This window comes from Azovibrio sp. (genome assembly GCF_049658005.1).
GTDB lineage: Bacteria > Pseudomonadota > Gammaproteobacteria > Burkholderiales > Rhodocyclaceae > Azovibrio.
In genome coordinates, this window is record NZ_JBASOH010000120.1 from 18,785 (window position 1) to 45,561 (window position 26,777).

The following is a 26,777-nucleotide window of genomic DNA, read 5'->3' on the forward strand; positions in this document are numbered from 1 at the left end:
CTCCTGCTGCCCATCGGCCTCACGCCTGGCCGGCCCGGCGCCTCGCCACGCCAGGCTCAGCCCGGCCGCCCATGACTGGGGCAAATCTCCACGAGAAATACCGGAATATCGCCGCCCGCCTACTTCATCAGCCGCCGCCGGGTAAGGCCGAGGGCGATGCAATAGGACACTGCCGTCAGGCCCAGCAGGGCGCCGACATGGGTCGGGATGCCGTCTGGCACCTGGCCATCGAGCAGGGGACGCACCAGGGCCACGCCCTGGGCCAGGGGCAGCCAGCCGCCGATGGTGGCGAGCCAGCCGGGGAGCTGATCGGTGGGAAAGAACACCCCGGAAATCAGGGTCATCGGGGTGATGAACAAGGTGAAGTAGTACATGAAGAAATCATAGGAGGGCGCCAGGGCGTTGCAGATCAGGCCCAGGGCGGCAAAGGCGAGGCCGGTGAGGAGGATGGCGGGCAGGGCCAGCAGCACCAGACCGCCCTGAGTCAGGCCCATGGCGCTCACCACCAGCAGGATCGCGGCACCCGAAAGCAGGGCTTTGCTCGCGGCCCAGGCCAGTTCCCCGAGCAGCAGGTCGTTCATGCCCAGGGGGGTGTTGAGGATGGCTTCCCAGGTTTTCTGGACATGCATGCGGGAAAAGGCCGAGTAGAGCGCCTCGAAGGTGGCGGCGTTCATGGTCGAAGAGCAGATGATGCCGCTGGCCAGAAAGGCCACATAGGGCTGTCCCCCGTCCAGGGAAGGCAGCAGCTTGCCCAGGCCATAGCCGAGGCCGAGCAGGTAGATCATGGGGTCGGCCAGGTTGCCGAGAATGGCGGGCAGGGCCAGCTTCTTCCAGACCAGGAAGTTGCGGCGCCAGACGGGCAGCCAGCCAGTGAGAAGCGAAAGGGGGGAGGCAGCAGCGGACATGGGAAGACCCGACCAGGAAAGAGCGTGGATTGTAGCCTTCCGGGGCCGGGGCGGCGCAAATCCCGTCGGGGCGGGCGCTTTTTCCGGGAACGCTGGAATCCCGGCTGCGGGCCCGGTACCATCGGCACTCTTCATTTTCAGGGGGGCGGTGGTGAAACTGCGTTTTCCGGCTCTGTTTTTCGCCCTTGCCCTCGGTCTGATCCAGGGGGGCTGCAAGCCTTTCAATCCCCATTACGATGCCGGCAAGGCCCACCACCGGCCCCAGGGCTTTGCCAATACCGACCCGGTGGTGCAAGGCGGCAGGATGCCCTGGTACGAGATGCTCTGGCGCTTTGTCCGCCGCGACTTTCGCCCCCGGCACCCGCCCGCGGGAGGCTACGCGGCCTTTGCCGCCCAATGGTCCGCGCCGGTCGATTTCGCCGCCATCGGCGAGCGCCACGCCGCCCCCGTCATCACCTGGCTCGGCCATGCCGGCGCCCTGTTACAGGTGGGCGGTCTCAATATTCTCCTCGACCCTCACTTGAGCGACTTTGCCGGGCCCGTCTCCTTCCTCGCCGCGCCGCGCCGGGTGCCGCCGCCCCTGACGGTGGCGCAACTGCCGCCCATCGATCTGGTGCTGATCTCCCACAATCACTACGATCACCTGGACGAAACCACCGTGCGGCAACTGGCAGCCCGCCCCAATCCACCCCGCTGGTTGGTGCCCCTCGGCCTCAAAGCCTGGTTCGAGGCGGCCGGCATCGGCACGGTGGAAGAACTGGACTGGTGGGAGGCGCGGCGCATCGGGCCGCTGCAATTGACCTTCACCCCGGCCCGGCACTGGAGCAAGCGCACGCTTTTTGATACCAATGCCAGCCTCTGGGGCGGCTTCATGGTGGCCTGGCAAGCCGCTGCGGCGGGCCGGCCCTGGCAGTTCCTCTACACCGGCGATACCGGCTATTCCCGCGATTTCCAGGAAATCCGCGCGCGCCTGGGGCCGGTGGATTTTCTCATGGTGCCGGTGGGCGCCTATCAGCCGCGGGACTTCATGCGGCCCCAGCACATCGACCCGGAAGAAGCGGTGCGCATCTTCCGGGAGGTCGAGGCCCGCCAGGCCCTGGGCGTGCACTGGGGCACCTTCGAGCTGACCCAGGAAGCCTTCGACGATCCTCCCCGCGACCTGGCCCGGGCCTTGCAGCAACAGGGCATCGCGGCAAAGGACTTCTGGCTGCTCAAGCACGGGGAAAGCCGCCGGATTCCCCTGCCGAGCGACTCGCCCCGATGGGCCGGATTGCTGCAACGCACCAAGCCTGGGCCCGGTGGCCCGCCCCGCGCACCAGAAAAGTCAGACATCTCGGGAGGGGTATTGGCTATCCCATTGAAAGTGAATGGGAAGGCATTTGGCATGTTTTTTGCGGAAGAGAGTCCAGCGATTGCTTCTGGAGGATAGAAACATGGCTGACCCTTACGAACTGCCCCGCCTGTTGTCCCGCTTCAAATTGCAGGTGCGCCGCCTGCTCAATCAGCAAGTCGACCTGGAAAAGCTGACCCGGGAACCGGAGTATGCCCGTCAGCGTCTGGCCGAGATCGAGGACCTCGCCGAGGATGAGGAATTGCTGGTACTGGTGCTGCGCCTGCGCGACCTGCTTTTTCCTCCCGAAGTACAGACACCCCCCGCGCCCGAGCCCCTCGCGGCGCCGCTGGAGGGGACTTCTCCCAAGACCGGGGGGCGGGATTACCGCTTCGGCGCCCGGGCCTGGTAAGGCGCGGCCAGGCAGGGGGGCCGGCCTTCCGGGCTCGCCCATGACGGGTGCTGTACAGTGATCAGTGATGGGCGCTGTACACGACAACGCGACCGCAACCTGGGGCATGAACCTGGGGCATGAAATCCCCCCCCCCGCCAGGCAGGCATCATGCGACTGCCTGATCTTGTTGCAATCAAGAAAGAGGCACCCGCGGCGGCGGCTGGCAGTAAAATGCGCTCCGGTATGAGCCCGCAGCGCGAACTCGCCAGCATCGGGCCATTTCCCTGGCGGCGTGGGAACGGCTCCGGCAGCCGACCCATCGGGATATTTCGATGCCGATGCCGATGCCCCTGAACCGGGGGCGCCCACCGGAAAATCCGGAGATTGAAATGACCGGGCCGTTATTGCAACGGCTTTCGCCCACCGGAAAATCCGGATGCCCATGAAAAAAGTCTGGTACCCCTTCTTCCGAATCTTCCATCTTGGCCACGACCAGGATGCCCCGGAAATGATCGACGAAACCATTCGCAAGGGTGTGTCGGTCGGCGGGGCCAACTTGTGGGAGCTGTTTTTTGCGATCCTGATCGCCTCGATCGGTCTCAACGTCAATTCGACGGCGGTGATCATCGGCGCCATGCTGATTTCACCGCTGATGGGGCCCATCGTCGGCATCGGCTACGGAGCCGGCGTCAAGGACATGGGGCTGATCCGCCTGTCGCTGCGCAACCTGGGCATTTTTGTCGCAATCAGCCTGTCGACCGCCACGCTCTACTTCCTGCTGACTCCGCTGACCCACGCCCAGCCGGAACTGCTGTCCCGCACCAACCCCACGCTGTGGGACGTGCTGATTGCCTTCTTTGGCGGTGCCGTCGGCATGATCGGCGCAACCCGGCGCTACAGTTCGAATGTCGTGCCGGGTGTTGCCATCGCAACAGCCCTGATGCCCCCGCTGTGTACCGCCGGCTTCGGTATTGCCTGCGGCAACTGGCGCTATTTTGGCGGCGCGTTCTACCTGTTTGCCATCAACAGCGTCTTCATCGCCTTTGCCAGTCTGCTCGTCGTGAAACTGCTGCGACTGCCCGAGCATGGCGAAATCGACGCCGTGACCCGCCGGCGCACTCGCCTGATCATCGCCTTCATCGTGACTGCCACCGCCGTTCCGAGTGCTTTTCTGGCCTACGATCTGGTCGGCCAGAAGGTGTTCGAGCAAACGGCCCTGAGCATCTTCCAGGGCATCGACAAAGACAGCCGCTATGTTCTGCTCGGTCGGGAAATTTCATTCGCTCCACGGCGCGTCATGTTGACCGTCGGGGGCGATGGACAGATCGAGGAGATCCGCCAGACGGTCGAACGCCAGTTTGCCGCCAGAGGCTATGACGATGTGGTCGTCACCGTTCGCTATGTCGGGGCCGAGAAGTTCGATGTCACCCAGCTAAAGCAGGAACTGCAGCAGCAGGTGTTCAGCAATACCTTGAAGGAACTGCAGGACAGCATCGCCGCCCGGGGACGCCTGGAGGCTGAAATCAAGTCGCTCAAGGCCGGCCAGGAGGATCATCAGCATCTGATCAGGGAAATTGGCGCCCAGTACCCGGAAGCGCTGCGGATCACGGTCGGGAGCGGCAGCAAGGCTCTGCGCCATGCCGAGGCTCCCGAGCCGTCGATCATTGTGGTGATGGTGGTCGATCAGCCCATTTCGACTCAGGATCGCACCCGTCTTCAGGCCTGGCTGGAGGCGCGCTATCCCGGACAAGCGGTGGAGCTGGTCATCAATGAGGAGATACCGCAGGTCAAGCCTCCCCCCAGGGCCAGGCGCCGCTGAGGGCTCGCCGATGCCGGGCTCCTGCCCGCCCCGGCAAGGGGAAGCCTCAGCCAGATGGCAAGGCGGTTCCGGGCGACAGGCAATCCGGGGGTTTTGCCAGGGGTTGCCGGGGGTTTGCCGCATGCTGCTGGCAGCGAGAGGCGCCGGGATGAATCGCCGGAAATCAGCAGAGGCCCTGGGCCAGGGCCCGGGCGCGCAACTGGCCGCAGCCGCCTTCCACGTCCTGTCCGGCGGAGTTGCGGATGCGGGTGAGGATGCCCTGGCGGTTCAGGCGGCGGGTCAGTTCGGCCACGGCTTCACCGGCGGGGCGGTGATAGCCCAGTCCTTCATTGGCGTTGTAGGGAATGAAGTTGAGCATGGCGTATTTGCCCTTCAGCAGTCTGACGATGCCTTCCAGCTCCGCTTCGGTGTCATTCACCCCGGCCAGCAGGGTCCATTGGTACTGGATCGGGTAGCCGGTCTGGCGGGCGTAGGTTTCACCTTGCTCCACCAGTTCCTCGGGGCTGAGGAGCGGGGCGCGCGGCAGGAGTTCCCGTCGCCGCCCGGGCTGAGTGCTGTGCAAGGAGAGGGCCAGGGCGGGTTTGACGGTTTCCCGCGGCAGGCGCTCGAAAATGCGGGGATCGCCGACGCTGGAAAATACCAGATTCTTGTGGCCGATGCCGCCGGCGGTGCCGAGCAGATGGATGGCTTCGAGCACGTTGTCCAGATTGTGGGCCGGTTCGCCCATGCCCATGAATACCACCCGTTTCACCGGGCGCCGGGTGCGGGCCAGCACCACCTGGGCGACGATTTCGGCGCTGCCCAGCTGGCGCAGCAGGCCGGCCTGCCCGGTCATGCAGAAGGTACAGCCCACGGCGCAGCCGAGCTGGGTGGAAATGCAGAGCCCGTCCCTGGGCAGCAGGACGCTTTCCACGCTCTGGCCGTCCGCCAGTTTGAGCAGTAGCCGGGCCGAGCCATCCTGCCCCGGGTGTTCGGCCTGAATCCGGGCCAGCCCCTGCAGTTGCCGGCTGAGTTCGGGCAGGGTCCGGCGGACTTGCAGGGGCAGGAAGTTTTCCGCCGGCTGGTGGCGGGGGCCGGCTTCCAGGGGGCGGGCCTGCAGCCAGGCGCGCAGCACGCGTTCGGTGTGGCCGGTCTTGGCGCCCTGTTCGTGCAGGATCTGGCGGATGTGTTCGATGCGCATGGGGGGCGAATGCTAGCACCGTCGTGGAAATAGATGAATCCTGCTATCTTGTCGGGTGCTTGTGGCAGCGAGTCCCTGTATTCATCGTGATTGAAAACCCCTATAAAGTTCTTGACCTGAGCCATGGCGCCTCTGCGGCGGAAGCCAAACGGGCTTACCGGCGTCTGGCCATGCGCTGGCATCCGGACCGCAATCCGTCCCACGAGGCCGAAGCCCGCTTCAAGCGCATCAAGGCGGCCTACGAATTGATCCTCGACCCGGAGCGCCTGGCCGCCTGGATGAAAGCCCACGGGCATCAGGCGCCTGCTTCTGAGCCTGAGCCTGAGCCTGAGCATGAAGCCGCTCCGTCGCCAGCGCCGGAGGCCGCACCAGATCGGCCCCGTAACGAGGACCTGGTCCAGACCGTGAGTCTGAGCCTGGAAGAAGCGGCGCTGGGGTGCACCACCCTGGTGACCCTGACGACGGCCAGGGATTGCGAGCACTGCGCCGGTACGGGCCGCGTCACTTACGCCCATTCCCGCGCCTGCCGGAGCTGTCAGGGCATCGGCCGGATACGGACCCCGGAGGGGACGGAAGAATGTGGCGCCTGTGCCGGCAAGGGCTTCGTGCGCAAGGCGGAGTGCAGCGCATGCGAGGGGAGTGGCCGGGTGGAGGCCCAGCGCAATCTGGAGGTGCGGATTCCACCCGGCCTGTTGCCGGGTGAGCGGGTCCGTCTGGCCGGTCAGGGGCAGCGGGCCAGTGCGACGCACGCGGCGGGCGACCTGTATCTGGAGGTGGCCTTGCGCCCCCATGACCTGTTCACCCTGGTCGGGCGCGACCTGCATTGCCGGGTGCCGGTGAGCATCCTGGTGCTGATGGCGGGCGGCAGCGTGACGATTCCCTTGCTGGCCGGCCAGCGGCCCCTGAAGCTGAAGCCTTATCCGGCACACGGGCTTGCCTATCGCCTCAAGGGCGAGGGCTTTCCTGGCAAAGGCGGCAAGGGGGGTGGCGATCTGTTGATCGAGCTGGTGCCGGAATTCCCTTTGCACCTGGGGGCGGATGAGCAAGCCCTGCTGCGGCAGCTACAGGCCCGGATCGAAGCCAATCTGGCCTTGCACGCGCCGAATCTGCGGGACTGGCAGGACCGCCTCGCGGCCCGTGCGCCGGATTGAGGCCACGGAAAGGCCGGTTCAAGGAAGCCGCCCCAAGGAAACCGGTTCAAGGAAGCCGGATCAAGGAAACCGGATCAAGGAAGCCGGATCGAGGAAACCGCCTCAATGAATCCGGCCCCAGGAAACCGGATCGAGGCCGGCTTCCTGGGGCGCGCGGGCCGAGGGGGTTCAGCCGTCGGCGTTGATCTGGGCGATCAGTTCCTTCAGGGTGCTTTCGGCCTGATCGTTGGCGACCTGGCAGGTGCCGGCGGCCTGGTGCCCGCCGCCGCCATACTTCAGCATCAGTTCGCCCACATTGGTCTTGCTGGAGCGGTCGAGGATGGACTTGCCGGTGGCGAACACGGTGTTCTGTTTTTGCAGGCCCCACATCACATGGATCGAGATGTTGGTCTCTGGAAACAGGGCGTAGATCATGAAGCGGTTGGTGGCGTAGATCGGGTCTTCGTTGCGCAGGTCGAGCACGGCCAGGTTCTGGTGCACGGTGGTGCAGCGCAGGAGCTGCGCCTTCGCCTTTTCGGCGTGGTCGAAATAGAGCTCCACCCGCTCCCTGACGTCCGGCAGGGCCAGGATTTCGTCGATCGTGTGGTTCTTGCAGTACTGGATCAGGTCCATCATCAGGGCGTAGTTGCTGATGCGGAATTCCCGGAAGCGGCCCAGGCCGGTGCGGGCGTCCATCAGGTAGTTGAGCAGCACCCAGCCCTTGGGGTCGAGCACCTCATCCCGGCTGTACTGGGCGCTGTCGGCCTTGTCCACGGCGGCCATCATGTCGTCGGAGATGTCCGGGAAGCGGGCCTTGCCGCCGTAGTAGTCATAGACCACCCGGGCGGCGGAAGGGGCATCGGGGTCGATGATGTGATTCTGGTGTTCGCCGGGGTTGCGCAGGGTTTCCGAGAGATGGTGATCAAACACCAGATGGGCGGCGGCCACATAGGGCAGGTTGGTGGTGATGTCGCGCGGGGTGATGTCGATCTTGCCGTCCTGCATGTCCTTGGGGTGCACGAACTTGATGTCGTCGATCAGGTCGAGCTCGTTCAGCAGCACGGCGCAGACCAGGCCATCAAAGTCGCTGCGGGTCACCAGGCGGAATTTTTCTTGGCTCATGGAGCATCCTCCGAACATTAGTGGGGGCTATTAAAGCACAGGACCGCGCCTTGTTGGGCGCGGTCCTGGCGGGCTGGGCGGTCCTGGTGGTCTTAGCGGGCGATTTCTTCGGTAACGACCAGGGCGGTCAGGTTCACCACCCGGCGCACGGAGGCCGAGGAGGTGAGCACATGCACGGGCAGGGCGGCGCCCATCAGGATGGGGCCGATGGTGACGCCGTCGCCGCCGGTCATCTTGAGGAGGTTGTAGGAGATATTGGCGGCATCGAGATTGGGCATCACCAGCACGTTGGCCTCCCCCTTGAGCGGCGAATCCGGGTCGCAAGACTGGCGCAGCTCTTCGGAGAGGGCGCTGTCCCCATGCATTTCGCCATCCACTTCCAGGTCGGGGGCCTGGGCCCGCACCAGGGCCAGGGCCTCGCGCAGCTTTTGCGCCGAGGCGGACTGGGAGGTGCCGAAGTTGGAGTGGGAGAGCAGCGCCACCTTCGGGGTGATGCCGAAGCGGCGCACGTTCCCGGCCGCCATCAGGGTGATCTCCGCCAGCTGCCGGGCGTCGGGGTCCTCATTGACGTGGGTGTCGCAGATGAACAGGGCGCGGCCGGGCAGGAGCAGGTGGTTCATGGCGGCCAGGGTGTTGTGGCCGGGGGCCTTGCCGATGATTTCTTCCACCTGGCGCAGGTGATGGGCAAAGCGGCCGGAGATGCCGCAGATCAGGCCGTCGGCATAACCGAGCTTCAGGAGCAGGGCACCGATGGTGGTGGCATCGGAGCGCACGCGCATCTTGGCGATGTCGATGGTGACGCCGTGGCGCTTCATCAGCTGGTGATAGGTGGTCCAGCATTCCCGGTAGCGTTCGTCGGCTTCAGGATTGACGATTTCAAAATCGACGCCGGGGCGCATTTTCAGGTTGGCCTTCTGCAGGCGCATTTCGATCACCTGGGGACGGCCCACCAGGATGGGCTGGGCAAGCCGCTCTTCCAGCACCACCTGCACGGCGCGCAGGACCCGCTCGTCCTCGCCCTCGGCATAGATCACCCGCTTGGTGGGCAGCTGCCGGGCGGCCTGGAAGATGCTGCGCATGCCGGCGCCGGTCTGGTAGATGAATTCCGAGAGGCGCTGCTTGTAGGCGGCCATGTCGGTGATGGGCCGGGCGGCGACGCCGGAATCCATGGCGGCCTGGGCTACCGCCGGGGCGATCTTGACGATCAGGCGGGGGTCGAAGGGCTTGGGAATCAGGTAGTCCCGGCCGAATTCCAGCGGCGTGCCGGCAAAGGCCAGGGCCACTTCGTCGGCCACCTCGGCCTCGGCCAGTTCGGCGATGGCCTTGACGCAGGCCAGCTTCATGGTTTCGGTGATGGTGGTGGCGCCCACATCCAGGGCACCGCGGAAGATGAAGGGAAAGCAGAGGACGTTGTTGACCTGATTCGGGTAGTCGGAACGGCCGGTGGCGATGATGGCGTCGGGGCGCACGGCGCGGGCCAGTTCGGGCATGATTTCCGGGGTCGGGTTGGCCAGGGCGAACACCAGGGGATCGGCGGCCATGGTGGCCACCATCTCGGGCTTCAGCACGCCGGCGGTGGAGAGGCCCAGGAACACGTCGGCGCCGACGATGGCCTCGGCCAGGGTGCTGGCTTCGGTGACTTGCGCGTAACGGGCCTTGGTGGGGTCCATCTTCTCGTCGCGGCCGACCCGGATCACGCCCTTGGAGTCGCAGACGGTGATGTTTTCCTTCTTCACGCCCAGATCGCACCACAGGTTGAGGCAGGAGATGGCAGCGGCGCCGGCACCGGAACAGACCACCTTGATGTCTTCAGCCTTCTTGCCCACGACCTTCAGGCCGTTGAGCATGGCGGCGGCGGAGATGATGGCGGTGCCGTGCTGGTCGTCGTGAAAGACGGGAATCTTCATGCGCTTCTTGAGCTGTTCCTCGATATAGAAGCACTCGGGGGCCTTGATGTCTTCCAGGTTGATGCCGCCCAGGGTGGGCTCCATGGCAGCGATGATCTCGATCAGCTTGTCCGGGTCGTTCTCGGCGAGCTCGATGTCGAACACATCGATATTGGCAAACTTCTTGAACAGACAACCCTTGCCTTCCATCACCGGCTTGGCGGCCAGGGGGCCGATGTTGCCCAGGCCGAGCACGGCGGTACCATTGGTGATGACGCCCACCAGGTTGGCGCGGGAGGTGTAGAGGGCGGCGTTGGCCGGGTCTTCGACGATGGCATCACAGGGCGCGGCGACGCCAGGGGAGTAGGCCAGGGCCAGGTCGCGCTGGTTGGTCAGCCCCTTGGTGGGACGGACGGAGATTTTTCCGGGGGTGGGCAGAAGGTGATATTCGAGCGCGGCCTCGCGCAAATCCTTTTCCATGTTTTCCTCATTGTTCTGGATTCCCGGGCCAGGGGGCGGGGGAACGCTCGAAGATACTGCAATCCCGGCGGCAAGTGAAGCCGGGAAAGGTCCGATTTTCAGTCCGGAAAGATTTTTTCCGCGCCCCTCTTTCGCCGCTGCGCTTCAAGGGCGGCCCGCATGGCTTTCACCCCGCCGTCGGGCTGCTTGTCTTCCGGGGCTGCTGCAACTGGCGGGCGCCGGCAATGCCGGTCTGCCAGGGGAAAGCCAGGGGAAAGCCAGGGGGAAGGGGAGCGGGGCCGTTCGTTCGCCATTGCCGCGCGGAACTTGCTAAGATGCCCATCTTTCCGGCGCCTTCCATTGGCGCGGATGATGTGGACGAGGTTCTCATGACGGTTTGGTGGCTGCTGTACCTGGCGCTGGGCGCCTTTTCGGGGTTTTTTGCCGGTTTGCTGGGGATTGGCGGCGGTGCGGTGCTGGTGCCCTTGCTGGTGATGTTCTTTACCGCCCAGCAGTTTCCCTCCCAGGAGGTGATGCACCTGGCGCTTGGCACCTCCATGGCCGCCATCTTGTTTACCTCGATTTCCAGTGTCCGGGCCCATCATCAACTCGGGGCCGTCCAGTGGCCCATCGTCATCCGCATCACGCCGGGCATCCTGCTGGGGACCTTGCTGGGGACGGAAGTGGCGAGCCGGGTGCCTTCGACCTGGCTCGCCATCCTTTTCACCGTTTTCATTTTTTATGTTGCCGTGCAGATGATCGTCGGCTTCAAGCCCAAGCCAAGCCGGGAACTGCCGGGTGTCCTCGGCACCGGGATGGTGGGCGTGGGGATCGGCGCTTTTTCCTGTCTGGTGGCGATTGGTGGCGGGGTGCTGTCGGTCCCCTTCATGGTCTGGTGCAATGTGCGCGTGCAGCATGCGATCGGCACCTCTGCGGCGATTGGTTTTCCCATCGCCCTGGGCGGGGCGGCGGGCTACATCTACAACGGCTGGCGGGTCGAGGGGCTGCCGGAATTCTCCTTGGGTTTCGTCTATTTGCCGGCCCTGGTGGGCCTGGTGGCGGCGAGTGTGCTGACGGCGCCTCTGGGCGCCCGGCTGGCGCATCAATTGCCGGTGAATTCGCTCCGGCGGGTCTTTGCCGGGCTGCTGCTGCTGCTGGCCCTGAAAATGTCATGGGGCTTGCTGGCTTCCTGACTGCCCGAGGGGCCTGCTTGCAGGCATGCCGGCCGGGCTGACGAGACGTGGCCGGACTGCGGCGCGCCGGCCGGGCATTTTGCAGGAGGCTCATTTGAACAATAATTTCTGCACTTCTGGCTGAGCTCTGGTAAATTGCTGTAAGAAATTACAGTAATCATGTGAGGGAAGTCATGACCAAGCTCACCCCCCGTCAGCGGGAAATCATGGAGTTCATCCGCAACACCGTCGAGGTGCTGGGGGCCCCCCCGACGCGGGCGGAGATTTGTCAGGCCTTCGGGTTTTCTTCTCCCAATGCGGCAGAAGATCATCTGAAGGCCTTGGCGAAAAAGGGAGTGATTGTGCTCGAACATGGTTCTGCTCGCGGCATCCGGCTTGTCGAGCAACTGGGGCTGCCGCTGGTGGGTTCGGTGGCCGCGGGCTCACCGCTTCTGGCGGTCGAGAACATTCAGGCGCGCTATGCGCTCGATGCCTCGCTTTTCTCGCCCAAGGCCGATTATCTGCTGCGGGTGAGAGGGTTGTCGATGATGGATGCCGGTATTCTCGATGGCGACCTGCTGGTCGTGCACAAGACGGGTGAAGCCAGAGATGGGCAGATTGTGGTGGCCAGACTGGCTGACGAGGTGACCGTCAAGCGTTTCCGTCGTCATGCCGGCACGATCGAACTCATGGCCGAGAATCCGGACTTTCCCTCCATTCAGGTCAAATCCAGCTCCGATGAGTTTGCCATTGAAGGCATTGCGGTTGGATTGATCCGGGGCGGCTTGCACTGACAGGTGCAAACGATTCCGCCCTTCAATGTTTCGGGCGGCGGACCGCCTTTTCAGACTCAGGATGGCGTGCAGGAGAACTACGATGCGGATGTGTGCAAAACAGTCGGTATTGCTGCTGGTCGATCTCCAGGAGCGCTTGCTGCCGGCGATTCATGATGGACGGTCCGTCGTGGCCCATGTGTCGTGGCTCATGGGCGTCGCTCAGGCCCTGGGGGTGCCGGTACTGGCTTCGGAACAGTATCCCCAAGGCCTGGGCGCCACGCTTTCCACCCTGCGTTCCCAGCTGAAAACCGGGGCGGTGGTGGAGAAGGAACATTTTTCTGCGGTGAGCGGAGGTTTGTTGTGGAAGGCGCCCGGAGGGGAGCGCCATCAGTGGATTGTCACCGGCACTGAAACCCATGTCTGCGTGCAGCAGACCGTGCTGGATTTGCTGGCGGCGGGGCGGCGGGTGTTCGTGGTGGAAGAAGGGGTCGGTTCCCGTCAGGAACGGGACAAACAATTGGCCCTCGAACGGATGCGGAGCCACGGGGCAGATATCGTGTCGCGGGAAATGGTGGCGTTCGAATGGCTGGAGAGGGCGAATACCGATGTTTTTCGTACGGTCCTGAAAACCTTCATCCGTTGATTTCATCCGTTGATTCGCGCGCGGGCGGTGCAATTTTTTGCCTTAACTCGAACTCGATGCGGTCTTGATCGAACGCGTGCTTTTCAATCTGCTTGAAAACGCCGGGAAGTACACCCCGAAGGGCTGCCGCATCGAAATCGGCGCAAAAGTGAATGGACCCAACGTCGATATCTGGGTTGCCGACAATGGTCCCGGCCTGCCCAAGGGAAAAGAGGAAGACATCTTCAAGAAGTTCGAGCGTGGCCAGAAGGAGAGCGCAACGCCCGGAGTGGGCCTCGGGCTGGCGATCTGCCAGGCCATCGTCGAAGCCCATGGCGGCAGGATTCGCGCCGAGAATGGGCCCGAGGGCGGCGCGCGCTTCATCTTCTCCCTGCCGCGCGGCAATCCTCCCTCTCACGACCCTGCGGAACAAGCCGTGTCCGCCGCTGAAGGATGAGGGCGGAGGGGCGGAGGGGCGGAGGGCGGTGCGCAGCGGGATGTCGAGCCGATACTGACGTCAGCACGGCGCGGTGAGCTTCCCGAGAGCAGCGCGGGAAGGGCAAAACGGGCGATTGAGAAAAAATCAATTGCCGTTTCTACTGCCAGCCCTGGGGCCTGTCCGTTAAACTTCCGGCTTTGTCGCTCGGCGACCCATCCTCGAATCACAAAGGAGCCGCACATGGAGAAGCCGCACATGGCCGATACCAAGGAACTGATCATTGAAGACCTGCGCGTGGGCGAAGGTGCCGAGGCCACTGCCGGCCAGCATGTTTGGGTGCATTACACGGGCTGGCTCACCGATGGCAGCAAGTTCGACTCCAGCCTCGACCGCGGCGAACCCTTTGCCTTTCCTCTCGGGGGGCGCCGGGTCATTCAGGGCTGGGACGTGGGCGTGCAGGGCATGAAGGTGGGCGGTCTGCGCAAGCTGACCATTCCTCCCGAAATGGGCTACGGCCGCATGGGGGCCGGTGGCGTGATTCCTCCCAATGCCACCCTGGTGTTTGAAGTGGAACTGCTGGAAATTCAGTGAGCGAAGCGCACAAACCCAAACGGGTCCGGGTAGAGGGGCCGGGCTGCGATGCCGGTTCCCGGTCCCGGCCGGCCTCCCCTGCGCCTCGGCCGCTGGCAGCGCCAAAACCGGTTGCCGCTGCCAGCGGCGAGGCGCCAACCGGGGTGCGCGTTTCCAAACTGCTGGCCGAGCAGGGCCTCTGTTCCCGCCGCGAAGCCGACGCCTACATCGAACGCGGTCTGGTATTCGTCGATGGGGTGCGGGTCACCGAACTGGGAACCCGGGCGGCGCCTGATGCCGTGGTCACCCTGGGGGCCGAAGCCAGGAAGAGCCAGGCCCGCCTCGTCACCATTTTGCTCAACAAGCCGGTGGGCTTCGTTTCCGGTCAGCCGGAACCCGGCTATGAGCCGGCAGTGGTGCTGATCCGCAAGGAAAACCAGTGGCGCGAGGAGGGCGATCCGGAGTTCGACCCCCGGCAGCTGCGCGGCCTGGCCCCCGCCGGCCGGCTGGACATCGATTCCACCGGCCTGCTGGTCATGACTCAGGATGGCCGCATTGCCCGTCAGTTGATCGGCGAGGATTCCGGGGTGGAGAAGGAATACCTGGTGCGGGTGGAGGGGCAGTTGATCCCCGGGGGGCTGGAACTGCTGCGCCACGGGCTTTCCCTGGATGGCAAACCCTTGCGGCCCGCGAAGGTGGAGTGGCAGAACGAGGATCAGCTCCGCTTCGTGCTGCGCGAAGGCAAGAAGCGCCAGATCCGCCGCATGTGCGAACAGGTGGGGCTGCGCGTGGTGGGCCTGAAGCGGGTGCGCCTGGGCCGGGTGCGCCTGGGCGACCTGCCTGCGGGCCGCTGGCGTTACCTGCGCGAGGGTGAAAGCTTCTGAGGCCGGAAAAGCGGCTCAGGCCGTCAGCAGGCCGCGCATCTTCTGCAGGGCCTTCACCTCGATCTGGCGGATGCGCTCGGCAGAAACCTGGAACTCGTCCGCCAGGTCATGCAGGGTGGCGCTCTCGTCCCCGGCCAGCCAACGGGCTTCGATGATGCGGCGGCTGCGGGGGTCCAGGCCATCGAGGGCGCTGCGCAGTCCTTCGTCCTGCAGGCGGGCATATTCCCGAGCTTCGATCACCTGGGTGGGTTCGTAGTGGCTGTCCGTCAGGTAGTCGATCGGGGCGTAGGCATCCTCGTCATCATCGGCGCTGTTTTCCAGGGCCATGTCGCGCCCGGTCATGCGGGTTTCCATCTCCCCGACTTCCTCGACCTTGACGCCCAGTTTCGCGGCAATCTCGGCGGTCTGCCCGGGGGAAAGGCTGTGGCCACCTTCGTAACCGTTCTTGAGACTGCGCAGGTTGAAGAACAGCTTGCGCTGGGCCTTGGTGGTGGCCACCTTCACCATGCGCCAGTTCTTCAGGATGTATTCGTGGATTTCGGCCTTGATCCAGTGAATGGCAAAGGACACCAGGCGCACGCCGCGGTCCGGGTCGAAACGCTTGACGGCCTTCATCAGGCCCACATTGCCTTCCTGGATCAGGTCCGCGTGCGGCAGCCCATAGCCGAGATAACCCCGGGCAATGGAAATCACCAGACGCAAATGGGAAAGTACCAGTTGCCGGGCCGCCTCCAGATCTTGTTCCTCATGAAAGCGACGGGCAAGCTGGATTTCTTCTGCTTCTGACAGCATGGGCACCCGGTTCGCGGCCTGAATGTAGGTCTCGATGCTGCCGACTGTCGAGGGAATGGAAAAAGCCAGGGCTTGGGTCATGGTTCGGTTTCCTCCTTGATGACGGATTATTTTAGCACTCGTTTCATGAGAGTGCTAAAAGGGAGAAAAGGTTCGTTGCGATCCGGAGGTTCGAAATCGATCAAAGCCGCTTCACCTCTGGCCGGATTCTATCTTTTTGCAAGGAACTTGGCGCCCGAATGTGAAAGGCATCGGGAAAGCCATCGGGAAAGGCATCGGGAAAGCAAGCAATCGGAGCGTTACGCGGCAACCGCAGGGCCTGAGCGATTATCCGGCAACTGGGTCGCAAAGCAAGCCCTGAAGCAGGGCAAATCCGCCGCCGGCTTTTACGGCGTCGGCAGGCGCCGGGCTGGGGCTCACTCCATCTGGTGCAGGGCCATGCTCACTGAAAGCTGGGCGCCCAGCCAGCCGAGGCCGGCGCCGATGCCGGCGAGCAGGGCGAAGAACTGGGGGGAGAGGCCCTGGAGCGCGAAGGCGCTGCCGTAAAGGCTGGCCAGTTCGGCGACGGGCGTGGCCAGAGCCCGGATGCCGAGGCTGATGATGAGACCGGCGGCAAGCCCCCCGAGGGCGCCCTGGAGGGCTCCGGAATAGTAGAAGGGGCGGCGGATGAAGGCGTCGGTGGCGCCGATCAGCCGGGCTACCTGGATTTCGTCGGCCTGGGCCAGCACTTGCAGGCGGATGGTGTTGAAGGTGACGGCGGTGAGCCCTGCGGCGAAAATGGCGGCGAGCAGGCTGACGGCCAGTTTGCCGAGCCGGAGGAAGGCGTCGAAACGCTTGATCCAGGCCGAATCCAGTTGCACGTGGGCGACGCCGGGCTGGCTGGCAAAGCTTTCCCGCAGGGCTTCCAGGGTTTCCGGGGAGGCGTCCCGAGGCTCGACGATGAAGGCGTCGGGCAGGGGGTTCCGGGGCAGGCTGGCGACGATCTCGGCCATGCCTTCGGTGGATTTGAGGCGGTTCAGGGCGGTTTCCCGGGGCACGAAATGCCATTGGCCGGGCACCTTGTCTTCCAGGTGCTGTTCCACCCCCTTGACGACATCCGCGCTGGCGCCGGTCTGCATGAAGATGCTGATCTGCTGCACCCCGGCGGCGCTCTTGCCCAGGGTTTTCAGGTTGTCCAGGAAGACGTAGCCGGCGGCGGGCAGCGTCATGGTGATGCCGATCACCAGCAGCGACAGCAGGGTGTTCAGGGGGGCGGCCCAGAGCCGGCGCAGGGCGCGGCGGAAGGCGGCCAGGTGTTGGCGGAGCCAGGTATTCATGGGGCGATCCTGCCGTGATCCAGGGTGATCAGCCGGGGTTTGCGGCCGGATATGTCGTGGGGGGCGTGAGTGGCGATGATGACGGTGACCCGCACCTGGTTGAAGGCCGCAAACAGATCGAACACCTGACGGGCGGAATCCGGGTCCAGGTTGGTGGTGGGTTCATCCGCGAGCAAGATGGTGGGGCGGTTGACCACGGCCCGGGCGATGGCGAGGCGCTGTTGTTCGCCGCCGGAAAGGGCGATGGGGTTGGCCTTTTCCCGCTCCAGCAGGCCCACCTTGTCGAGGGCGGCGCGGGCCCGGCGCTGGGCTTCCCTGGGGGGCAGGCCGATGATTTCCAGGGGCAGCAGCACGTTGTCCAGGGCGCTGCGGTCAAACAGCAGCTTCTGGTCCTGAAAGATCAGGCCCAGGTTGCGGCGCAGGTAAGGCAGGGCGGCCTTGCGCAGGGCGGTCAGGTTCTGGCCGTTGACGATCAGGCTGCCGGAGGTGGGGCGTTCGATGGCGCCGAGCAACTTCAGCAAGGTGGTCTTGCCGGCTCCCGAGTGGCCGGTGATGAAGACCATGTCGCCGCCGGCGATCTCGAAGCCGAGATTCTTGATGGCTTCGTAGCCGCCGGGGTAGCGCTTGGTGAGGCCGCTGCAGACGATCATGCGAAGATCGCGTCCACGAAGTCCCGCGCCACGAAGGGGCGCAGGTCGTCGATGCCTTCGCCGACGCCGATGAAGCGGATCGGCTTCGGGCACTGGCGGGCGATGGCGGCAATCACGCCGCCCTTGGCGGTGCCGTCGAGCTTGGTCAGCACCAGGCCGGTGATGTGGATGGACTTGTCGAAGGCCTTGACCTGGGCGAGGGCGTTCTGGCCGATGTTGGCATCGAGCACCAGCAGCACCTCGTGCGGGCCGCTCGGGTCGGCCTTCTGGATCACCCGGCGCACCTTGGCGATTTCTTCCATCAGGTGCAGCTGGGTGGGCAGGCGGCCGGCGGTGTCGGCCAGCACGATGTCGATGCCCCGGGCCCGGGCGGCGCTGATGGCATCGAACACCACGGCCGCCGGGTCGCCGCCGTCCTGGGCGATCACGGTGACGTGGTTGCGTTCGCCCCAGATCACCAGTTGTTCCCGGGCAGCGGCGCGGAAGGTGTCGCCGGCGGCCAGCAGCACGCTCTTGCCCTGGTTCTGGAAGTACTTCGCCAGTTTGCCGATGGAGGTGGTCTTGCCGGCCCCGTTCACCCCGGCAATCATGATGATGTAGGGCTGTTGCCCCTCGATCTTCAGGGGCTGCTCCAGGGGCGTCAGCAATTCGGTCAGTGCATCGGAAAGGGCGGCCTGGATTGCTTCCGGCGTGTCCAGCGCGTCCTTCCTGGCGCGGGATTTGAGGGCATCGAGCAGGTGCTGGGTCGCCTCCACGCCCACGTCGCTGGTGAGCAGCAGGGTTTCCAGCTCCTCCAGCAGCTCCTCGTCCACCTTGCCGCGGGAGAAGATGGACTTGAGCTTGCCGCCCAGCTGGGCCCGGGTCTTGGCCAGGCCGCCAAACAGGCGCTCCCGCCAGGAGAGGGATTTTTCGAGGGGTTCGGTCGTGGCCGCATCCTGTGCAGATCCGGTCGTTGCATCGCCGCCTTTTTTCTTCAGGAAACCGAACATGGAACGTTGTCTTTTCAGGTGGTGTCGTAGGAAAGTTGTCACGCTTGGGCTGACAGCCCGGCGACTTGCCATTAAGATGCCGCCGGAGTCGCAAATTCTAACAGAAAGCCCTGATTTCCCATGCGAAAACACGGAGTCGCCCTGCTTTTGAGCGGCCTGGTCCTGGCGCTGCCGGTCCTTGCCAATCCTTATGAAACCACATTGAAGAACGGCCTGAAGGTGGTGGTCAAGGAAGACCACCGCGCCCCGGTGGTGGCCCACATGGTCTGGTACCGGGTAGGCAGCATGGACGAGGTGGATGGTACCTCCGGCGTGGCCCACCTGCTCGAACACATGATGTTCAAGGGCACCCCCAGGGTGGGGCCGGGCGAGTTCAGCAAGCGGGTCGCCGCCGCCGGCGGGCAGGACAACGCCTTCACCAGCCGCGACTACACGGCCTACTTCCAGCAGATTCCCAAGGAAAAGCTGGGGGACATGATGGCCCTGGAGGCCGACCGGATGCGCCACCTGAACGTGGCTCCCAAGGAATTCGCCCAGGAAATCAAGGTGGTGATGGAGGAGCGGCGGCTGCGCACCGAGGACAATCCCCAGGCCCTGCTGTTCGAGCAGGCCAATGCGGTAGCCCTCCAGGCCCACCCTTACCGGCGCCCCATCATCGGCTGGATGAATGATCTGGAAAACATGACGGCCGCCGATGCCAGGGCCTGGTACGACCAGTGGTATGTGCCCAACAACGCCACCTTGGTGGTGAGCGGCGACGTGGATCACCAGCAGGTGTTCAAGCTGGCCCGCCAGCATTACGGCCCGCTCAAGCCCCGCGCCCTGCCGGTCCGCAAACCCCGGGCCGAGCCGGAGCAAACAGGCATCCGGCGCCTGATAACCAAGGGGCCGGCAGAACTGCCGCTGCTGCTGCTGGGCTGGAAAGCCCCCAGGGTGGAGCGGGTGGATGGCCCGGTGGAGCCCTTTGCCCTGGAGATGCTGGCGGCGATCCTCGATGGTCATGACGCGGCCCGGCTTTCCAGAAGCCTGGTGCGGGAGCAGCGTATCGCCACCAGCGTCGGCGTGGATTACGACGCCCTGGGGCGGGGGCCGGCCCTGTTCTACCTCTATGGCAGCCCGGCCGGGGGGCACAGCCCCGAGGCTCTGGAAAAGGCCCTGCGCGCCGAGGTGGATCGCATCGCCCGGGAGGGCGTGGATGAGGCCGAGCTGAAGCGGGCCAAGGCCCAGCTCATCGCCGGCCAGATCTACAAGCTCGATTCCGTCTTTGGCCAGGCCATGGAGATCGGTTCCATGGAGGCGGTCGGGTTGGGGCATCAGGACATCGCCGCGCTCCAGGCCCGGCTCGAAGCCGTGACGGCGGAGCAGGTCCAGGCCGCCGCCCGCCGCTGGTTTGGTGATGACAGCCTCACTGTCGGCCTGCTCGAACCCCTGCCCGCCGCCGCCAAGCCCCCGGTCGCCACCCCTGGCGCGGGGCACCATCATTGAGGATCGATCCATGCTGAAGCGTATTTTTTTCCTGGCCCTGCTGGCCCTGGGCGGGACAGTCCAGGCCGGGGTCGCCATCGAACATTGGCAGAGCCCGGTGGGCACCCGGGTGTATTTCGTGCATAGCCCGGCCCTGCCGATTCTGGACGTGCAACTGGATTTTGCCGCGGGCAGCATGTTTGATCCTCCCGGCAAGGAAGGGCTGGCCGGCCTCACCCATGGCCTGCTCGACCTGGGGGCCGGCGAGCTGGACGAGACCGACATCAGCAACCGCATGGCCGATGTGGGCGCCAGCCTGGGCGGCAGCCTGGACAAGGACCGGGCCAGTCTCAGCCTGCGTACCCTGTCCCGGCCGGACAGGCGTGAAGCGGCCCTGGCCGTGCTGGAACAGGTGCTGCGCCAGCCCCGTTTCGAGGCGGCGATCCTGGCGCGCGAGCAGGGCCGCAGCATCGCTGCGCTCAAGGACGCCCTGACCCGGCCCGACACCCAGGCCAGCCGCGCCTTCTGGGCCGCCCTCTATCCGGCGCATCCCTATGGTCGCCTGAGCACGCCGGAGTCCCTGGCGGCTGTCCGTCAGCCCGATCTGCGCGAATTCTGGCGCAAACACTACAACGCCGCCAACGCCACCCTGACCCTGGTGGGTGATATTTCCCGGGCCGAGGCCGAGGCCCTGGCCCAGCGCCTCAGCGCCGCCCTGCCATCGGGCGAGCCCGTCGCCCTGCCCGCGCCTCCCGTCGCAGCCAATGGGCAGCGGCTGGAGCTGGCCTACCCGGCCAGTCAGGCCCACATCCTCGTGGGCATGCCCAGCGTGGTCCGGGGCGACCCGGATTTCTTCCCCTTGCTGGTGGGCAACTACACGCTCGGGGGCGGCGGCTTCGTTTCCCGCTTGATGCAGGAGGTGCGGGAAAAGCGGGGTTTTGCCTACAGCGTCTACAGCTACTTCGCCCCCATGCGCCAGGCAGGCCCCTTCCAGATCGGCCTGCAGACCAAGAAGGAGCAGGCGGAGGAGGCGCTCACCGTGGTCCGCCAGGTGCTGACCGGCTTCCTGGCCGAGGGCCCCACGCCTGCCGAACTCGAAGCGGCCAAGGCCAATCTGATCGGCAGCTTTCCCCTGCGCCTGGACAGCAACCGCAAGATCCTCGATCACGTCGCCATGATCGGCTTTTATGGCCTGCCCCTCGACTACCTCGATACCTATCAGGCCCGGGTTCGGGCCGTCAGCGCCGCAGACATCCGCCGCGCCTTCGCCCGCCATGTGCAGCCGGAGCAGCTCGTCACCGTGACGGTGGCGGCCGGGTGAATCAGGTCAGGATCATCGGTGGCCAGTGGCGCCGCCAGGTGCTGCGTTTTCCCGATAGCGAGGCCTTGCGGCCGACGCCGGACCGGGTGCGGGAAACCCTGTTCAACTGGCTGGGCCAGGACCTGAGCGGCCAGACCTGCCTGGACCTGTTTGCCGGTAGTGGCGCCCTGGGCTTCGAGGCTGCCTCGCGGGGGGCGGGGAAAGTGGTGCTGGTGGAACAGGCGCCCCGGGTGCTGGCCGCCCTGAAAGACAATGCGCAGCGATTGCAATGCGGCAATACGGTGGAGATAGTGGGCGGGGATGCGTTAAAATTCGCAGCTTCCTGCCGACAGCCCTTCGATGTACTGTTTGCCGACCCGCCCTACAAGCAGGGCTGGCTGGCAAGGCTGGAACCCCTGTTGCCCGGCCTGCTGGCCGGGGACGGAGCCCTGTACCTGGAGGCAGAAGCACCGGTGGCGGCCCTGGGGGCCTGGAAAACCGTGCGCCAGGGCCGGGCCGGGCAGGTTTATTTTCATTTGTTGCGGCAGGAGTCGAACGCGTGACGAGACAGGATTACCGCATCGCCATCTATCCGGGCACCTTCGATCCCATGACCAAGGGGCACGAGGATCTGGTGCGCCGGGCTTCCCGATTGTTCGATCGCCTGATCCTGGCCGTGGCCGAGAGCCCTTCCAAGCAGCCCTGCTTTCCCCTGGCGGACCGGGTGGAGATGGCCCGGGAGATCCTGGCCGACCTCGAAAACGTGGAGGTCTCGGGTTTCAATACCCTGCTCATGGATTTCGTCCACGAACAGGGCGCCAGCGTGATCGTGCGCGGCCTCAGGGCCGTTTCCGATTTCGAATACGAATTCCAGATGGCGGGCATGAACCGCCAGCTCTACCCCAATGTCGAAACCGTGTTTCTGACCCCGGGAGAGCAGTACATGTTTGTTTCGGCGTCAATGGTGCGCGAAATCGCACGGCTGGGCGGTGACGTCAGCAAGTTTGTCCAACCCGCTGTAGCAAGGCGACTGGCCGCCAGAAAAGCCAGCTAATTTTGATATGAGACGAGAGGAACGACTGCCATGGCTTTGATTATTACCGACGAATGCATCAACTGCGACGTTTGCGAGCCCGAGTGCCCCAATGGGGCCATTTCCCAGGGTGAGGAGATCTACCAGATCGACCCGGACAAGTGCACCGAGTGCGTTGGCCACTATGACGAACCTCAGTGTGTCCAGGTGTGTCCGGTCGATTGCATTCCCAAGGACCCCGCCCACGAAGAAAATGAAGATCAGCTCTGGGCCAAGTACGAGAAGCTCACCGGCAACAAGCGCCCGGCCTGATTCTGGCCTGATTCTGGCCTGATTTTGGCCTGATTTTGGCCTGATCCTGGCCTGATTCTGGCCTGATCCCGGCCTCTGTGCCACAAAAAACCCCGCGTCTCCGGCGGGGTTTTTTGTGGCATCCGGCAAGCTTTCGCCGCGTGCCCAAGCCCGTGCGGGGCCACGGGTCCGGCTCAGGGCTTACCAGGCTCTCCGGGCTTAGTGGGTGGGGCTTTCTTTTTGCTGCGAATCTTCTCGATGTTGGCAACCAGCAGCGTGTGCAGTTCGCTGCCTGGCTCGACCTGGGGCAGCACTTTTTCCCAGTAATCGGCGGCCCTGGTTTTGTCGCCGGCCTCCAGCGCAGCGGCGCCGGCCAGGAGCAGGGCCTGGCCGTATTCCGGATTCAGCTTCAAGGCCTGCTGGAGCAGCTCGCTGGGCTTGCCTTTGAAACCCTTGCCGGAGGACAGGGCCAGGGTTTCGGCGTAATCGGTCAGCAGGGCGGCATCCGTGGCCACCCGCTTGCCGGCCTTGGCATAGGCCTGGGCGGCGTCTTCCAGGCGGCCCATGACCTTGTAGGAGCGGGCCAGCATCACCCAGCCTTGTTCGTCGTCCGGATTTTCCGCCAGGCGGGCGGCCAGTCTGGCCACCATGGCTTCAATCTGCTCCGGGGTCATGGCGGGCGCCTGCGGCCGGGCCTGGCGCATGGCGGGGTCCAGGGCGGCGGGGGTGCCCAGCAGGGCATAACCGGCAACAGCCGCAACGGTCAGCCCCAGCAGCAAGGCGATGGCCAGCGCTGTGCTGGGCGTGTCGCGGGCCTGGGCCGGGCTGGCATCGGCCTGGGCGGTTTCTTCGAGAATGCGTTGCTTCAGTTCATCCCGGGCCTGGGTGAAATCGGCCCCGGAAAGATCGCCTTCCTGTCGTTCCTGTTCCAGTTCGGCGAGTTGGTCGCGCAGGATGGCCTGGTTGGTTTCCCGTTGCGCAACCTGGGTCGGCGCGCGGGATCCCGACCGCAGCAGGGGCGGCAGCAGGAACAGGGCGGTGGCGGCCAGGAGCGCCAGAGCGGCGAGGAGGAATATCGTCATGGCTGGAGATCTTTGCCTTGAAAGGGGCCTTGGAGGGGGCTGTCGGCGGGGTCGGGCTCCGTCAGCAGGGCGTCGGCCCGGCGGGCTTCCTCTCCGGAAAGCGGTCGGGCGGCCTGCAGCACCCGGTTGCGGCGGCGCAGGTAGAACTGCAGGGCGCCGATGCCCAGCACCAGAAATATCAGGGGACCGCCCCAGAGCAGCAGCGTCGTCGCCTTGAACGGCGGGCGGTAGAGCACGAAATCGCCGTAACGGGCGACCATGAAGTCGATGATCTGTTGGTCCGACTGGCCCGCCTGGATCATGCCCCGGATTTCCCGGCGCAGGTCCTTGGCCAGATCGGCGTTGGAACTGGCAATGGTTTCGTTCTGGCAGACCAGGCAGCGCAGTTCGGCGGAGATGGCCTGCAGGCGTTGTTCTGACACCGGGTCGTCGGACAGGGGGCGGGCCTCTTCGGCCAGGCCCAGCTGGCAGGCCAGGGCCAGGCCGAGGGCGGCAAGGAAGCGGCTGAAATAAAGACGGGCGCTCATTGGTTCAGCTCCGCGATCAGGGGCAGGATCTTCTTTTCCAGCACCTCGGGGGTGAGGGGGCCGATCTGCTTGAAACGGATGATGCCGGCCTTGTCGATCACATAGGTTTCCGGCACCCCGTAAACCCCGTAATCGATCCCCACCCGGCCATCGAGATCAAGCACCGTCAGGGTGTAGGGGTCGCCATGGTCGTTCAGCCACTGAGTGGCCCGCTCCCGGGCCAGGGCATGTTCCTGCTCCAGGGGCATCTTGCTGCTGTCGAGACTGCCGTCGCCGCGCACTTCCTTGTAGTTGAGGCCGACAATGGGCGCAACTTGCTGCTTGCCCAGCTGCACCAGGAGCGGGTGTTCCTGGCGGCAGGAGACGCACCAGGAGGCCCAGACATTGAGCATCCAGACCTTGCCGCGCATCTCTTCTGGAGCGAAGGCCTGGCCTGCGGCGCCCAGCCTGGGCAGCTTGAAGGCCGGAGCGGGCTTGTCCACCAGCGGCGAGGGCACTTCCCGGGGGTCCAGGTTGAGGCCCACGGCCAGGAGGATCACCAGGGCGGCGAAGGCCACCAGAATCCAGGCAAACTTGTTCTTCATCATGGCGCTTCTCCTGCGGGGCGGTTGGCCGGGTTTTTGCGCCGGCGGCGCGTGCGGTAACGGCGGTCGAGCATGGCGACCAGCCCGCCCAGGGCCATGATGCCGCAGCCGGCCCAGATCCAGTCCACGAAGGGTTTGTAATAGACCCGCACCGCCCACTCGGCTTCGGGCTTGTCCCGGTCGATCGGCTCGCCCAGGGCAACATAGACATCGCGCAGCAGTCCGGCGTCAATGGCGGCCTCGGTCATGGGCATCATGGAAGAGCGGTAATGGCGCTTTTCCGGATGCAGCCGCTTGTCAAGCCTGCCATCCCGCAGCAATTCCACCTGACCCTGCCAGGCGGTGTAGTTGGGGCCTTCGACCTGCTTTACGCCGAGGAAGCGGAAGGTGTTGCCGGAGACGGTCACCGTGTCGCCGGGAGCCATCTTCACGTCCTTCTCTTCTTGATAGCCGCCGACCATGGTGATGCCGACCACGAACACGGCGACTCCCAGATGGGCCAGGTGCATGCCCCAGAAGTGGCGCGGCTGACGCAGGGCGGCGCTCAGGAAGCTGTCGCTGCCACGGGTGGCCTGCACGCGCTGGACAAAATTGATGGCCACGGTGAGTGCCACCCAGGTCGCCAGGAGCAGGCCCAGGCCGACCAGCGGGGTCCAGCTGCCGTACATGAAGGGCAGGGTCACGGCCACCACGCCGGCGACGCCCAGGGCCCATTTCAGCAGGCGGGCGATTTCCGGCAGGGAGGCATGCTTCCAGCGGGCAAAGGGGCCGATCCCCATCAGGAACACCAGCGGGGCCATGATGGGAACGAACACCGCATTGAAATAAGGCGGACCGACGGAAATCTTGCCCAGGGCCAGGGCGTCGATCAGCAGCGGGTACAGGGTGCCCAGCAGCACCGTGCCGGCCGCCACCACCAGCAGCACATTGTTGGTGAGCAGCAGGGATTCCCGGGAAAAGAGGCCGAAGCGGCCGCCCAGGCCCACCTTGGGGGCGCGCCAGACGAACAGGGCGAGCGACAGGCCGATCACCGTGACCAGGAAGGCCAGGATGAAGATGCCGCGCGTCGGGTCGGTGGCGAAGGCATGCACCGAGGTGAGCACCCCGGAGCGGACCAGGAAGGTGCCCAGCAGCGACAAGGAGAAGGCGGAAATGGCGAGCAGCACCGTCCAGTTCTTGAAGCTGCCGCGCTTTTCCGTCACCGCCAGGGAGTGCAAGAGGGCGGTGCCCACCAGCCAGGGCATGAGGGAGGCGTTTTCCACCGGGTCCCAGAACCACCAGCCACCCCAGCCCAGTTCGTAATAGGCCCACCAGGAGCCCATGGCGATGCCCAGGGTCAGGAGCACCCAGGCGGCCAGGGTCCAGGGCCGGGACCAGCGCGCCCAGGCGGCATCGAGCTGGCCGGAGAGCAGGGCGGCGATGGCGAAGGCGTAGGCCACCGAGAAGCCGACATAGCCCATGTACAGCAGCGGCGGATGAATCACCAGGCCCGGGTCCTGCAACATCGGGTTCAGGTCCCGGCCTTCGGCCACGCCGGGCAGGACGCGTTCGAAGGGGTTGGAGGTGAGGAGGATGAACAGCAGGAAGCCGAAGGCCACCAGGCACAGGGTGCCCAGCACCCGGGCCAGCATGGGGGCGGGCAGATTGCGCGAGAATCCGCTCACCAGCAGGGCCCACCAGGTCAACATCAGCATCCACAGCAGCAGCGAACCTTCGTGCCCGCCCCAGACCCCGGCAATGCGGTATTGCAGCGGCAGCAGGGAGTTGGAGTGCTGGGCCACATAGATGACCGAGAAATCGTTGGCCACGAAGGCCTGGGTCAGGCAGAGGTAGGCAATCGTCACCAGAAAAGCCATGGCCTGGGCGCCGGGACGGGCCAGGGCAATCCACGGGCCACGGTTCTGGTGCGCGCCCAGGAGCGTCAGCACGCCGACGGCGAGGGAGACGAGCAGGGCGAGAATGAGGGCGAAATGGCCGAGTTCGGGAATCATGAGGGCTTCCGGTTACTTGCCGTAGGGGGCGGGGGCGGGGACGGGGACGGGAGCGGGGACGGTGGTCGGG

27 protein-coding genes are annotated in these 26,777 nt (G+C 65.1%); 15 read left to right on the plus strand and 12 right to left on the minus strand.

Features of this window, described 5'->3' with window-relative positions:
* Positions 1-119 precede the first annotated feature (119 nt).
* Positions 120-905: an ABC transporter permease gene (locus WBH99_RS11380; RefSeq protein ID WP_424220211.1), complete on the minus strand. Its 786-nt coding sequence runs from the start codon at positions 903-905 to the stop codon at positions 120-122.
* Between the two features lie 151 nt (positions 906-1,056).
* Here WBH99_RS11380 and WBH99_RS11385 point away from each other — a divergent pair, with 151 nt between their 5' ends.
* The 3 genes from WBH99_RS11385 to WBH99_RS11395 all read left to right on the plus strand — a co-directional run bounded on the left by WBH99_RS11385 (position 1,057) and on the right by WBH99_RS11395 (position 4,448).
* Entirely contained in the window at positions 1,057-2,334 is a 1,278-nt protein-coding gene (locus WBH99_RS11385; RefSeq protein ID WP_424220212.1) for an MBL fold metallo-hydrolase, read from the plus strand.
* A 4-nt stretch (positions 2,335-2,338) separates the two neighbouring features.
* Entirely contained in the window at positions 2,339-2,647 is a 309-nt protein-coding gene (locus tag WBH99_RS11390) for a hypothetical protein (RefSeq protein ID WP_424220213.1), read from the plus strand.
* Positions 2,648-3,071: 424 nt separating this feature from the next.
* On the plus strand, positions 3,072-4,448 hold the full coding sequence (locus WBH99_RS11395) for a DUF389 domain-containing protein (RefSeq protein WP_424220215.1): 1,377 nt from the start codon (positions 3,072-3,074) through the stop codon (positions 4,446-4,448).
* Between the two features lie 163 nt (positions 4,449-4,611).
* Here the strand turns inward: WBH99_RS11395 and WBH99_RS11400 are convergent, their stop codons facing one another.
* The gene (locus tag WBH99_RS11400; RefSeq protein WP_424220216.1) at positions 4,612-5,628 is read right to left on the minus strand and encodes an RNA methyltransferase; all 1,017 of its coding nucleotides are present in this window, start codon (positions 5,626-5,628) and stop codon (positions 4,612-4,614) included.
* Between the two features lie 86 nt (positions 5,629-5,714).
* Between WBH99_RS11400 and WBH99_RS11405 the strand changes: the two genes are divergently transcribed.
* Complete coding sequence (locus tag WBH99_RS11405; protein WP_424220217.1) at positions 5,715-6,779, plus strand: DnaJ C-terminal domain-containing protein; 1,065 nt, start codon at positions 5,715-5,717, stop codon at positions 6,777-6,779.
* 168 nt (positions 6,780-6,947) lie between these two features.
* Here WBH99_RS11405 and WBH99_RS11410 read toward each other — a convergent pair whose 3' ends face one another.
* Both WBH99_RS11410 and WBH99_RS11415 read right to left on the minus strand, forming a co-directional pair.
* Entirely contained in the window at positions 6,948-7,880 is a 933-nt protein-coding gene (locus WBH99_RS11410) for an exopolyphosphatase (RefSeq protein ID WP_424220218.1), read from the minus strand.
* A gap of 92 nt (positions 7,881-7,972) precedes the next feature.
* A complete protein-coding gene (locus WBH99_RS11415) occupies positions 7,973-10,246 on the minus strand; it encodes an NADP-dependent malic enzyme (protein ID WP_424220219.1) in 2,274 nt (757 codons plus the stop codon).
* 314 nt (positions 10,247-10,560) lie between these two features.
* Between WBH99_RS11415 and WBH99_RS11420 the strand changes: the two genes are divergently transcribed.
* The 6 genes from WBH99_RS11420 to WBH99_RS11445 all read left to right on the plus strand — a co-directional run bounded on the left by WBH99_RS11420 (position 10,561) and on the right by WBH99_RS11445 (position 14,688).
* Positions 10,561-11,418, plus strand: coding sequence for a sulfite exporter TauE/SafE family protein (locus WBH99_RS11420; protein WP_424220220.1), 858 nt, complete (start codon positions 10,561-10,563; stop codon positions 11,416-11,418).
* Positions 11,419-11,591: 173 nt separating this feature from the next.
* A complete protein-coding gene (lexA, locus tag WBH99_RS11425) occupies positions 11,592-12,191 on the plus strand; it encodes a transcriptional repressor LexA (RefSeq protein ID WP_424220221.1) in 600 nt (199 codons plus the stop codon).
* A gap of 88 nt (positions 12,192-12,279) precedes the next feature.
* The gene (locus tag WBH99_RS11430) at positions 12,280-12,816 is read left to right on the plus strand and encodes an isochorismatase family protein (RefSeq protein WP_424220222.1); all 537 of its coding nucleotides are present in this window, start codon (positions 12,280-12,282) and stop codon (positions 12,814-12,816) included.
* 64 nt (positions 12,817-12,880) lie between these two features.
* Complete coding sequence (locus WBH99_RS11435; RefSeq protein ID WP_424220223.1) at positions 12,881-13,252, plus strand: ATP-binding protein; 372 nt, start codon at positions 12,881-12,883, stop codon at positions 13,250-13,252.
* A gap of 222 nt (positions 13,253-13,474) precedes the next feature.
* The gene (locus WBH99_RS11440) at positions 13,475-13,825 is read left to right on the plus strand and encodes an FKBP-type peptidyl-prolyl cis-trans isomerase (RefSeq protein WP_424220224.1); all 351 of its coding nucleotides are present in this window, start codon (positions 13,475-13,477) and stop codon (positions 13,823-13,825) included.
* A 143-nt stretch (positions 13,826-13,968) separates the two neighbouring features.
* Positions 13,969-14,688, plus strand: a complete 720-nt coding sequence (locus WBH99_RS11445; RefSeq protein ID WP_424220225.1) for a pseudouridine synthase — start codon at positions 13,969-13,971, stop codon at positions 14,686-14,688.
* 15 nt (positions 14,689-14,703) lie between these two features.
* Here WBH99_RS11445 and rpoH read toward each other — a convergent pair whose 3' ends face one another.
* The 4 genes from rpoH to ftsY all read right to left on the minus strand — a co-directional run bounded on the left by rpoH (position 14,704) and on the right by ftsY (position 18,435).
* Entirely contained in the window at positions 14,704-15,561 is an 858-nt protein-coding gene (rpoH, locus tag WBH99_RS11450) for an RNA polymerase sigma factor RpoH (RefSeq protein WP_424220226.1), read from the minus strand.
* A gap of 335 nt (positions 15,562-15,896) precedes the next feature.
* Positions 15,897-16,796: a permease-like cell division protein FtsX gene (gene ftsX / locus WBH99_RS11455; protein ID WP_424220227.1), complete on the minus strand. Its 900-nt coding sequence runs from the start codon at positions 16,794-16,796 to the stop codon at positions 15,897-15,899.
* The gene (locus WBH99_RS11460) at positions 16,793-17,446 is read right to left on the minus strand and encodes a cell division ATP-binding protein FtsE (protein ID WP_424220228.1); all 654 of its coding nucleotides are present in this window, start codon (positions 17,444-17,446) and stop codon (positions 16,793-16,795) included. The genes ftsX and WBH99_RS11460 overlap by 4 nt, the downstream gene beginning before the upstream one ends.
* Positions 17,443-18,435, minus strand: coding sequence for a signal recognition particle-docking protein FtsY (ftsY, locus tag WBH99_RS11465; protein WP_424220229.1), 993 nt, complete (start codon positions 18,433-18,435; stop codon positions 17,443-17,445). The genes WBH99_RS11460 and ftsY overlap by 4 nt, the downstream gene beginning before the upstream one ends.
* Positions 18,436-18,555: 120 nt before the next feature.
* On the opposite strand from ftsY, the gene WBH99_RS11470 reads away from it, so the two are divergent.
* Genes WBH99_RS11470 through WBH99_RS11490 form a run of 5 tightly spaced genes read left to right on the plus strand, consistent with a single transcriptional unit; the run spans position 18,556 to position 22,544 of the window.
* Positions 18,556-19,920 (plus strand): M16 family metallopeptidase, encoded by a 1,365-nt coding sequence (locus WBH99_RS11470; RefSeq protein ID WP_424220230.1) that lies wholly within the window; start codon positions 18,556-18,558, stop codon positions 19,918-19,920.
* A 10-nt stretch (positions 19,921-19,930) separates the two neighbouring features.
* On the plus strand, positions 19,931-21,220 hold the full coding sequence (locus WBH99_RS11475; protein WP_424220231.1) for a M16 family metallopeptidase: 1,290 nt from the start codon (positions 19,931-19,933) through the stop codon (positions 21,218-21,220).
* The gene (gene rsmD, locus WBH99_RS11480) at positions 21,217-21,762 is read left to right on the plus strand and encodes a 16S rRNA (guanine(966)-N(2))-methyltransferase RsmD (protein ID WP_424220232.1); all 546 of its coding nucleotides are present in this window, start codon (positions 21,217-21,219) and stop codon (positions 21,760-21,762) included. Before WBH99_RS11475 ends, rsmD begins: the two co-directional genes overlap by 4 nt.
* Positions 21,759-22,253, plus strand: a complete 495-nt coding sequence (gene coaD, locus WBH99_RS11485) for a pantetheine-phosphate adenylyltransferase (protein ID WP_424220233.1) — start codon at positions 21,759-21,761, stop codon at positions 22,251-22,253. The genes rsmD and coaD overlap by 4 nt, the downstream gene beginning before the upstream one ends.
* Before the next feature lie 30 nt (positions 22,254-22,283).
* A complete protein-coding gene (locus tag WBH99_RS11490; RefSeq protein ID WP_424220234.1) occupies positions 22,284-22,544 on the plus strand; it encodes a YfhL family 4Fe-4S dicluster ferredoxin in 261 nt (86 codons plus the stop codon).
* Positions 22,545-22,717: 173 nt separating this feature from the next.
* Here the strand turns inward: WBH99_RS11490 and ccmI are convergent, their stop codons facing one another.
* From ccmI to WBH99_RS11510, 4 genes are read right to left on the minus strand one after another with little or no spacing between them, the layout of a single operon-like run.
* Positions 22,718-23,605: a c-type cytochrome biogenesis protein CcmI gene (gene ccmI / locus WBH99_RS11495; RefSeq protein ID WP_424220235.1), complete on the minus strand. Its 888-nt coding sequence runs from the start codon at positions 23,603-23,605 to the stop codon at positions 22,718-22,720.
* A complete protein-coding gene (locus tag WBH99_RS11500; protein WP_424220236.1) occupies positions 23,602-24,132 on the minus strand; it encodes a cytochrome c-type biogenesis protein in 531 nt (176 codons plus the stop codon). Before WBH99_RS11500 ends, ccmI begins: the two co-directional genes overlap by 4 nt.
* Complete coding sequence (locus WBH99_RS11505; protein WP_424220238.1) at positions 24,129-24,716, minus strand: DsbE family thiol:disulfide interchange protein; 588 nt, start codon at positions 24,714-24,716, stop codon at positions 24,129-24,131. The genes WBH99_RS11500 and WBH99_RS11505 overlap by 4 nt, the downstream gene beginning before the upstream one ends.
* Entirely contained in the window at positions 24,716-26,707 is a 1,992-nt protein-coding gene (locus WBH99_RS11510) for a heme lyase CcmF/NrfE family subunit (protein ID WP_424220237.1), read from the minus strand. Before WBH99_RS11510 ends, WBH99_RS11505 begins: the two co-directional genes overlap by 1 nt.
* Between the last annotated feature and the right edge of the window lie 70 nt (positions 26,708-26,777).

Coding starts and splice junctions, on each gene's coding strand:
- WBH99_RS11380 (WP_424220211.1), bottom strand. CDS start 905: ATGTCCGCTGCTGCCTCCCCCCTTTCGCTTCTCACTGGCTGGCTGCCC.
- WBH99_RS11390 (WP_424220213.1), top strand. CDS start 2,339: ATGGCTGACCCTTACGAACTGCCCCGCCTGTTGTCCCGCTTCAAATTG.
- WBH99_RS11395 (WP_424220215.1), top strand. CDS start 3,072: ATGAAAAAAGTCTGGTACCCCTTCTTCCGAATCTTCCATCTTGGCCAC.
- WBH99_RS11400 (WP_424220216.1), bottom strand. CDS start 5,628: ATGCGCATCGAACACATCCGCCAGATCCTGCACGAACAGGGCGCCAAG.
- WBH99_RS11410 (WP_424220218.1), bottom strand. CDS start 7,880: ATGAGCCAAGAAAAATTCCGCCTGGTGACCCGCAGCGACTTTGATGGC.
- WBH99_RS11415 (WP_424220219.1), bottom strand. CDS start 10,246: ATGGAAAAGGATTTGCGCGAGGCCGCGCTCGAATATCACCTTCTGCCC.
- WBH99_RS11420 (WP_424220220.1), top strand. CDS start 10,561: ATGCCCATCTTTCCGGCGCCTTCCATTGGCGCGGATGATGTGGACGAG.
- lexA (WP_424220221.1), top strand. CDS start 11,592: ATGACCAAGCTCACCCCCCGTCAGCGGGAAATCATGGAGTTCATCCGC.
- WBH99_RS11430 (WP_424220222.1), top strand. CDS start 12,280: ATGTGTGCAAAACAGTCGGTATTGCTGCTGGTCGATCTCCAGGAGCGC.
- WBH99_RS11440 (WP_424220224.1), top strand. CDS start 13,475: ATGGAGAAGCCGCACATGGCCGATACCAAGGAACTGATCATTGAAGAC.
- rpoH (WP_424220226.1), bottom strand. CDS start 15,561: ATGACCCAAGCCCTGGCTTTTTCCATTCCCTCGACAGTCGGCAGCATC.
- ftsX (WP_424220227.1), bottom strand. CDS start 16,796: ATGAATACCTGGCTCCGCCAACACCTGGCCGCCTTCCGCCGCGCCCTG.
- WBH99_RS11460 (WP_424220228.1), bottom strand. CDS start 17,446: ATGATCGTCTGCAGCGGCCTCACCAAGCGCTACCCCGGCGGCTACGAA.
- ftsY (WP_424220229.1), bottom strand. CDS start 18,435: ATGTTCGGTTTCCTGAAGAAAAAAGGCGGCGATGCAACGACCGGATCT.
- WBH99_RS11470 (WP_424220230.1), top strand. CDS start 18,556: ATGCGAAAACACGGAGTCGCCCTGCTTTTGAGCGGCCTGGTCCTGGCG.
- WBH99_RS11475 (WP_424220231.1), top strand. CDS start 19,931: ATGCTGAAGCGTATTTTTTTCCTGGCCCTGCTGGCCCTGGGCGGGACA.
- WBH99_RS11490 (WP_424220234.1), top strand. CDS start 22,284: ATGGCTTTGATTATTACCGACGAATGCATCAACTGCGACGTTTGCGAG.
- ccmI (WP_424220235.1), bottom strand. CDS start 23,605: ATGACGATATTCCTCCTCGCCGCTCTGGCGCTCCTGGCCGCCACCGCC.
- WBH99_RS11500 (WP_424220236.1), bottom strand. CDS start 24,132: ATGAGCGCCCGTCTTTATTTCAGCCGCTTCCTTGCCGCCCTCGGCCTG.
- WBH99_RS11505 (WP_424220238.1), bottom strand. CDS start 24,716: ATGAAGAACAAGTTTGCCTGGATTCTGGTGGCCTTCGCCGCCCTGGTG.
- WBH99_RS11510 (WP_424220237.1), bottom strand. CDS start 26,707: ATGATTCCCGAACTCGGCCATTTCGCCCTCATTCTCGCCCTGCTCGTC.